We start from the raw sequence: 7,206 nt of genomic DNA on the forward strand, positions 1-7,206 counted from the left end.
CGAGGGCCCGCCGCGACGGATCGCGACGGGCCCTTCGATCACTCGGGGTCAGCCTGGACGGCCGTAGCTGTGGATCGGGCCGTCGTCGACCTTCTTCATCTTGACCGGTTGACCGGCCTGCGAGGCGTGCACCACCCAGCCGCCGCCGACGTACATGCCGACGTGGTGGATGTCGCTGTAGTAGAAGACCAGGTCGCCGGGGCGCAGGTCGCCCTTGCTGACGTTCTTGGTTACCCGGCTCTGCGCGGCGGCGTTGTGCGGCAGCGACACGCCGGCCTTCGCCCAGGCGGCCAGCATCAGCCCGGAGCAGTCGTACGAGTTCGGGCCTTCGGCACCCCAGACGTAGGGCTTGCCGATCTGCGCGCAGGCGAACTTGACAGCGGTGCCCGCGGCGCCGCCGGGGTAGCTGCCCGGGCAGGGTGCCGGGCGCAGCGGACCGCCGCCGCCACTGCCGTACACCTTGAGGCGCAGCTTCTGCAGGCGGTCGATCTCGTCGTTGATCTGCTTCTTCTTCGCCGCCAGCTGAGCTTCCGTGCGGGTCAGCTGGGCCACCATCTCGTCCAGTGGCGCCTTCTGCGCGGCCAGCTGGTCGCGCAGGTCGGCCACCTGGCGTACGTCCTTCTGCTGGTTGTGCGCGAAGCGGTCGAGCATTTCGAGCTGACCGACCACCTCGCTGGGCGACCGGCTCCCCAGCATCGCGTTGACTGTCGAGACGTTCTCACCCATGTAGGCGCGTACGGCCAGGGCGCTGACCTTGTCCATCGCGGCGTCGACCTGACGCTCCAGCGGGGTGATCCGGGCGGCCAGCGCATCGGCCTGCTTGCGCTTCGCGGCGAGGTCGGTGCGGGTGGCGTTGTGCCGTTCGATGACCGGTTCGAGCTTGTTCCAGTCGGCGTCGATCTGGCGCTCGATCTCGGCGACGGACGGGTCGGCGTGGGCCGCCGTGGCACTGCCGGTCAGAACGACGGCGATGCCGGCCAGCGCGGCGAGTGCGGTGGTGAAGCGGGACCAGCGTGGGCGCGGCACGATCGACGCCGGGCCGGCTGATGCCGACCGCTCGGACGACGGCCGCGGGGCATGGAGTGCCACCGGGGTTCCGTACTCCTTCTTCCTGACCGCCTACCGGGTTAGCTGACGGGTTCGGGCGGGAAGTCGGCGCCCTACCGCAGTGGCTGCGGATTCACCCCGAGGGACCTGGGTCCCCGGTTCGCTCGGAAACGACTCGGCGGTGTCGGTCCGTTACCGCCCGGGCTGGGCGGAGCTGCTGTCGGGCCAACAAATGACCAGAGTAGAGACGTCTGTTACCGATCCGCAACCCGTGCGGCAGTGACACTCCGTACGGATTGAACGAGGCAACCGACCGTGTGTGAAGAATTCTTTCCATCTACTTCGATAGATAGAAAGGTATTGACGCGACCTCCCGGACGGCGCGATGGTGACCTGACCTCACTCCGCGAGAATCTAGGGGGTTCGATGCACCATCCAACCCTGTCGACCGGCTGGCGCGGGCTGCTCGCCGCCACAGTGGTCGCCGCCGCGACCACTGTGCCACTCTCCGTCGGCCCGGCCGCCGCAGCGCCCATCACCGACCGCCAGCAGCAGTACGCCGCAGCGGCCACCGAGTACGGCGTGCCGGCCGTCGTGCTGCTCGGCGTCTCCTACCTGGAGTCCCGTTGGGACACCAACGCCGGTACACCGAGCACCAGTGGCGGCTACGGTCCGATGCACCTGACCGACGCGCGGCACGTGGCCGCCCTACCCGGACGCGGCCACCACGACGCCGGCGCCGAGGACCCACGCGGCGACGACTCCCGCACCGCCCGCGTACCCGCGCCCCGGCCGGTCGAGGCACCCGCGCCATCCACCGCCGCGTTGCAGACCGTCGACGCCGCCGCCACGCTGACCGGCGCCACCCCCGAGGCACTGCGCACCGACGCGGGCCTCAACATCCGGGGTGGGGCCGCGCTGCTGAGCGCGTACCAGAGGGATCTGGGCGCGCCGGTCGGCGCGGACACCGACCCGGCGGCCTGGTACGGCGCGGTGGCACGCTACTCGGGCGCGGACAGCGCCGACGCCGCGGCGGCCTTCGCCGACGAGGTCTTCACCACCATCGGCGCGGGCGAAGCCCGGGTGACCGACGACGGCCAGCGGATCACCCTGCCGGCCCGCGCGGTGCGGCCCGAGCGTTCCTGGCTGGACCGGCTGGGCCTGCGCCGGCTGGCCCGCCCGGACGGGGTGGAGTGCCCCCGCACCATCTCCTGCGAGTGGATCCCGGCGCCCTACGAGGCGTTCGGCGACGGGGACTACGGCAACCACGACCTCTCCGACCGGCCCGCGCGGCAGAAGATCGAGTACATCGTCATCCACGACACCGAGGCGAGTTGGGCCACGACCCTGCAACTGGTCCAGGATCCGACCTACGTGAGCTGGCACTACTCGCTGCGCTCCGTCGACGGGCACATCGCCCAGCACGTGAAGACCAAGGACGTCGGCTGGCACGCCGGCAACTGGTACGTCAACGCGAAGTCGATCGGGTTGGAACACGAGGGCTTCGCGGCGCAGGGCACCTGGTACACCGAGGCGATGTACCGGACCTCGGCGAAGCTGGTCCGGCACCTGGCGATGCGACTGGGCATCCCACTGGACCGCCAGCACATCATCGGCCACGACAACGTGCCCGGCACCATCCCCTCGACCGTGCGGGGAATGCACTGGGATCCGGGCCCGTACTGGGACTGGACGCACTACTTCGACCTGCTGCACGCACCTCGACTGGACACCGGCACCCCGGCCACCGGAATGGTCCGGATCGACCCGGACCACACCACCAACCAGCCGGCGTTCACCGGCTGCGTCACCCCGGGCGTGCCCTGCGCGCCACGCGGCTCCTCGGCGGTGGTGCTGCGCAGCGCACCGTCCGCGGACGCGCCGCTGGTCAACGACGTCGCGCTCCGCCCGGACGGCAGCCCGAACACGATGGCGGTGTCGGACCACGGAGCCCGGGCGTCCGCCGGGCAGACGTACGCGCTGGCCGGACGGCAGGGCGACTGGACGGCGATCTGGTACCTCGGGCAGCGGGCCTGGTTCCACAACCCGGCGTCCGCGCCGACCGCCAGCTGGACCGTCGGCGTCGTGGCCACGCCGAAGCCCGGACGGACCACCGTTCCGGTCTACGGAAGGGCGTACCCGGAGCAGTCCGCGTACCCGGAAGGGGTGCTCTACCAGGCGATCTCGCCGCTCCAGTACACCCTGGCCGCCGGGCAGCGGTACGCCGTCGGCGCGGTGCTGGCCGGCGAGTACTACCGGGCCAGCACGTTCGACGGCTCCTCGCCCGGCGACTGGACGGTGATTCGCGGCAAGAACCGGTACGCGCAGATCCAGTTCGGCCACCGGATCATGTACGTCGACCTCGCCGACGTGCAGCTCTTGCCGTCCCCGGTCGGCGCCCCCCGCTGAGAACCACGACGGCCCCCGGTCGGTGACCGGGGGCCGTCGTGTCGCGCGAGGTGGATCAGCCAGGTCTGCGGAACCCGGCGACGGGCATGGTGTTGATGCTGGACACCTGCACCGGCTTACCGGCACGTGGCGCGTGCACCATGGTGTTGTTGCCCAGATACAGCCCGACGTGACTCAGGCCGGAGAAGAAGAAGACAAGGTCACCGGGACGAGCGTCGGCTCGCGAGACGGCCTTGCCCTCGTTCCACTGGTCACCGGTGTGGTGCGTGAGGTAGATCCCGGCCGCCTTGTAGGCGTACTGGGTCAGCCCCGAGCAGTCGAACGAGTTCGGGCCGGTGGCGCCCCAGACGTACGGCTTGCCGACCTTGCCGCAGGCGGTCTTGATCGCGGTGCGGGCCGCCTCGTTGACCACACCGTTGATGGTCGGGCAGGCCGCGGTCTTGACCGTGGTCTTGGGCATCGATGCTTCGAGCTGCTTGATCTCGCCGTCGATCTGCTTCTTCTTGGCCGCCAGCTCGTTCTGCTGCTTGGTCTGGGTGACGATCAGCGCGTCCAGCTTCTGCTTCTCGCCGTCGTACTTGGCCCGCACGGCCAGCACACCCTCGACCTCCTTGCGCTCCTGCGAAGCGAGCCGGTCGAGGATGGTGAGCTGCTCGGTGAGCGTGTCCGGCTTGGCGCTGACCAGCAGCGCGCCGATGTCGTGCGACGGGCCCGAGATGTAGTAGCGGGAGGCGAGATCGCCAACCCGGTTGAGCGCCAGCTCGCTCTGCAGCGCCAGCGGCTCGATCTTCTTCTGCAGGTTCGCCGACTTCTGCCGGTTGACCTTCAGCTGCGCCCGGACCTTGTTGTACTGCTCGATGGTGGGCTCCAACTGCTCCCACTTCTTGTCGATCTGCGCCTCGATCTCGTCGACCGTGGGCGCGGCATGTGCCGGCGCGGTCAGCAGACCGGCGCCGACCGCCGCGGCGGCGACCAGGACGAGCACCCGGTGCGCAACGCGGCGCAGGCCACCAGAGCGAGCAGACGCAAACAGGTCGTGACGATGAGGGGGCATGGTTGCCACCGGCACCGACTCCTTTGCAACCGACCGCCGGGCGCCTCGCGTGAGGGAAGGGCCGAGGCAGACGACCCACAGCGGTCGGTGCCCCACATTAGGGAAGCTCGGGGCGGTAATCAAGGCGAGGGCGGTAACCATCACTGTCGTGCAACCGCTTGCACACCAAGGGTATTGGTCCATCACCCAACGATTGCAGTCAATACATCGTCAAGAGTCACCACACCGAGTGGCTTTCGCCCGTCGCTGACCAGCACCATGTGCCGCCGTTCGCGACGCATCGCCAGCAGCAGGTCGGCCAGCGTACGGTCCGGCGGCACCACCGCCAGCGGCCGGTAGACGTCGGCCGGCACCGGGGACCGGCGGCCCTGCCCGGCGTACCCGAGCACGTCCTTGACGTGCACAAAGCCCAACACCCGACGGGTCGACCGCTGCACCACCGGGAACCGGGACCGGCCGGTCCGGGTCGCCAGCACCTCCAGCGACGCCGGCGACACGTCCTCGGCCACCGTCACCACCGTCGACCACGGTTGCAGCGCGTCCGCCGCCGTCCGGGCGTGCAGGGCCAGCGCGCCGGTGATCCGCGCGTGCTGCTCCGCGTCGAGCAGCCCCTCGGTCCGCGCCTGGGAGACCAACCCGGCCAACTCCTCGGCGGTGAACACCGTCTTCACCGCCTCGGACGCCTCGATCCGCCAGAACGCGAGCACCCGCCGGGCCGCCCATTTCATCGCGAGCAACAACGGCTTGGTGGCCACACAGAATGCCAGCATCGCCGGGCCGAGCCAGAGCGCGGAGACCTCCGGACCGGCCAGCGTGATGTTCTTCGGCACCATTTCACCGACGACCGTGTGCAGAAAGACCACCATGCCCAGTGCCAGCACGAACGCCACCGGATGCACCACGCGCTCCGGCAGGCCGGCCGCGTGGAACGGCGGCTCCAGCAGGTGAGCCAGCGCCGGTTCGGCGATCGCGCCGAGACCCAACGAGCAGACCGTGATGCCGAGCTGCGCGCCGGCGATCATCAGGGGGATCTGGTTCATCGCCGACAACGCCCAGCGGGCGCGTTTCGACCCGGCCGCCAGCGGCTCGATCGCCGTCCGACGGGACGCGATGAGCGCGAACTCGCTGCCCACGAAGAACCCGTTGCCGAGCAGCAACAGCACTGTCACCAGCAGTTCAGTCATCGTCGTCCGGATCCGCCGGACGCAACACCCGGACCTGCTCGATCCGGTGCCGCTCCACCTCGACCACTGTGAACTCCCAGCCGTCCGTCTCGACCGTCTCGCCGGCGAGCGGGATGTGCCCGAGCTGGGCCATCAGGAACCCGGCCAACGTCTCGTACGGCCCCTCAGGCAGCCGGAAACCGGTCTGCTCGGCCAACTCGTCGGAGCGGAGCACACCGTCGACCAGCACTGTGCGCTCACCGCCCGGCACTGTCAGCTCGGCCGACCCGTCGTCGTCCACGCTCGCCGGGTCGAACTCGTCGGCGATCTCTCCGACCAACTCCTCGACGAGGTCCTCGACGGTCACCACGCCGTCCGTGCCGCCGTACTCGTCGACCACGATGGCCAGGTCGGCCCCGGCCGCCTTCAGCGCGGCCAGGACACCGTCCAGGTTCAGGCTCTCCGGCACGTACACCGGCTCGCGGGCCACCGAGCCGACCCGGGTCGACGCGCGGTCGGCCAGCGGCACGCCCAGCGCGTCGGGCACGCCGGCCACACCGGTCACCAGGTCCAGGGTCTCCTCGTACACGGGGAACCGGGTCCGCCCGGTCCGCCGCGACTGCTCCAGCAGCTCCGCCACGCTGGCGGTGGCGCGCAGCGCGACCACGTCCACCCTGGGGGTCATCGCCTCCGCGGCCCGCTTGTCACCGAAGCGGATGGTGCGACGCAACAGCATCGCGGTGTCGGTGGGCAGCGCGCCGGCCCGCGCCGAGATACCCGCCAGCAGGCCCAACTCCTCCGGCGAGCGGGCACTTGCCAACTCCTCCTGCGGCTCCACGCCGAGCGCCCGGACCAGTCGGTTCGCCGAGCCGTTCAACCCCCGGATCACCCAGCCGAACGTCCGGGAGAAGGTGTGCATCGGGCCGGCCGTGGCCAGTGCCGCCGGCATGGGCCGGGCCAGCGCCGCGTTCTTCGGCACCAACTCGCCGAAGAGCATGGAGATCAGCGTGGCCAGGGCCAACGCGATGAACGGGGTGAGCCGCTCGGTGCTGTCTCCGGCCAGCGGGCGCAGCAGCGGGGTGAAGAGCCGGGCCAGGGCCGGCTCGGCCAGGTAGCCCGTGAGCAGCGCGGTGATGGTGATGCCGAGCTGCGCCCCGGAGAGCTGGAAGGAAAGTTCGCGCAACGCTGTGCGTACCGTCAGGGCGGCCTGGTCGCCCGCGGCGGCCCGCCGGTCGATCTCCGCCCGATCGACAGTGACCAGGGCGAACTCGGCCGCGACGAAGAACGCGTTGCCCGCGGTCAGGGCTACGAAGCCGACCAGGGGCAACAGCGTCGTCAAGAGTAGGCCGTCGATGTCGCCTCACCTCGGCGAGATTCTTGCACGACGGCGGCGGCCCTCAGGGCCGCCGCCGTCGATGAACAAATCCCAGGGGTACGCGTCTCAGCCGCCGATCGGCGCGGTCTCCTTGCCGCCCTGCGGCTGCTCGGGCTTGACCGAGCGGAGCAGCACGCTGGCCACGTCGATCACCTCGA

Annotated in this window: 5 protein-coding genes and 1 riboswitch; of the genes, 1 reads left to right on the forward strand and 4 read right to left on the reverse strand. The window is 70.3% G+C overall.

Annotated features, from left to right (window positions below; translation table 11 throughout):
• Window positions 1–48: 48 nt before the first annotated feature.
• Window positions 49–1,026, reverse strand: a complete 978-nt coding sequence (locus PSH03_RS22085; protein ID WP_238690286.1) for a C40 family peptidase — start codon at window positions 1,024–1,026, stop codon at window positions 49–51.
• A gap of 76 nt (window positions 1,027–1,102) precedes the next feature.
• Window positions 1,103–1,238: riboswitch (cyclic di-AMP (ydaO/yuaA leader) on the reverse strand.
• Between the two features lie 235 nt (window positions 1,239–1,473).
• On the opposite strand from PSH03_RS22085, the gene PSH03_RS22090 reads away from it, so the two are divergent.
• Window positions 1,474–3,456, forward strand: coding sequence for an N-acetylmuramoyl-L-alanine amidase (locus PSH03_RS22090; protein ID WP_238690287.1), 1,983 nt, complete (start codon window positions 1,474–1,476; stop codon window positions 3,454–3,456).
• A 55-nt stretch (window positions 3,457–3,511) separates the two neighbouring features.
• Here the strand turns inward: PSH03_RS22090 and PSH03_RS22095 are convergent, their stop codons facing one another.
• The 3 genes from PSH03_RS22095 to PSH03_RS22105 all read right to left on the reverse strand — a co-directional run bounded on the left by PSH03_RS22095 (window position 3,512) and on the right by PSH03_RS22105 (window position 7,012).
• Window positions 3,512–4,525, reverse strand: coding sequence for a C40 family peptidase (locus tag PSH03_RS22095; RefSeq protein ID WP_238690288.1), 1,014 nt, complete (start codon window positions 4,523–4,525; stop codon window positions 3,512–3,514).
• Between the two features lie 167 nt (window positions 4,526–4,692).
• Window positions 4,693–5,694 (reverse strand): hemolysin family protein, encoded by a 1,002-nt coding sequence (locus PSH03_RS22100; protein WP_238690289.1) that lies wholly within the window; start codon window positions 5,692–5,694, stop codon window positions 4,693–4,695.
• Complete coding sequence (locus tag PSH03_RS22105) at window positions 5,687–7,012, reverse strand: hemolysin family protein (RefSeq protein ID WP_238690290.1); 1,326 nt, start codon at window positions 7,010–7,012, stop codon at window positions 5,687–5,689. Before PSH03_RS22105 ends, PSH03_RS22100 begins: the two co-directional genes overlap by 8 nt.
• Window positions 7,013–7,206 lie beyond the last annotated feature (194 nt).

Source organism: Micromonospora salmantinae (genome assembly GCF_022230905.1).
In the GTDB taxonomy this organism is placed as follows: Bacteria; Actinomycetota; Actinomycetes; order Mycobacteriales; family Micromonosporaceae; genus Micromonospora; species Micromonospora salmantinae.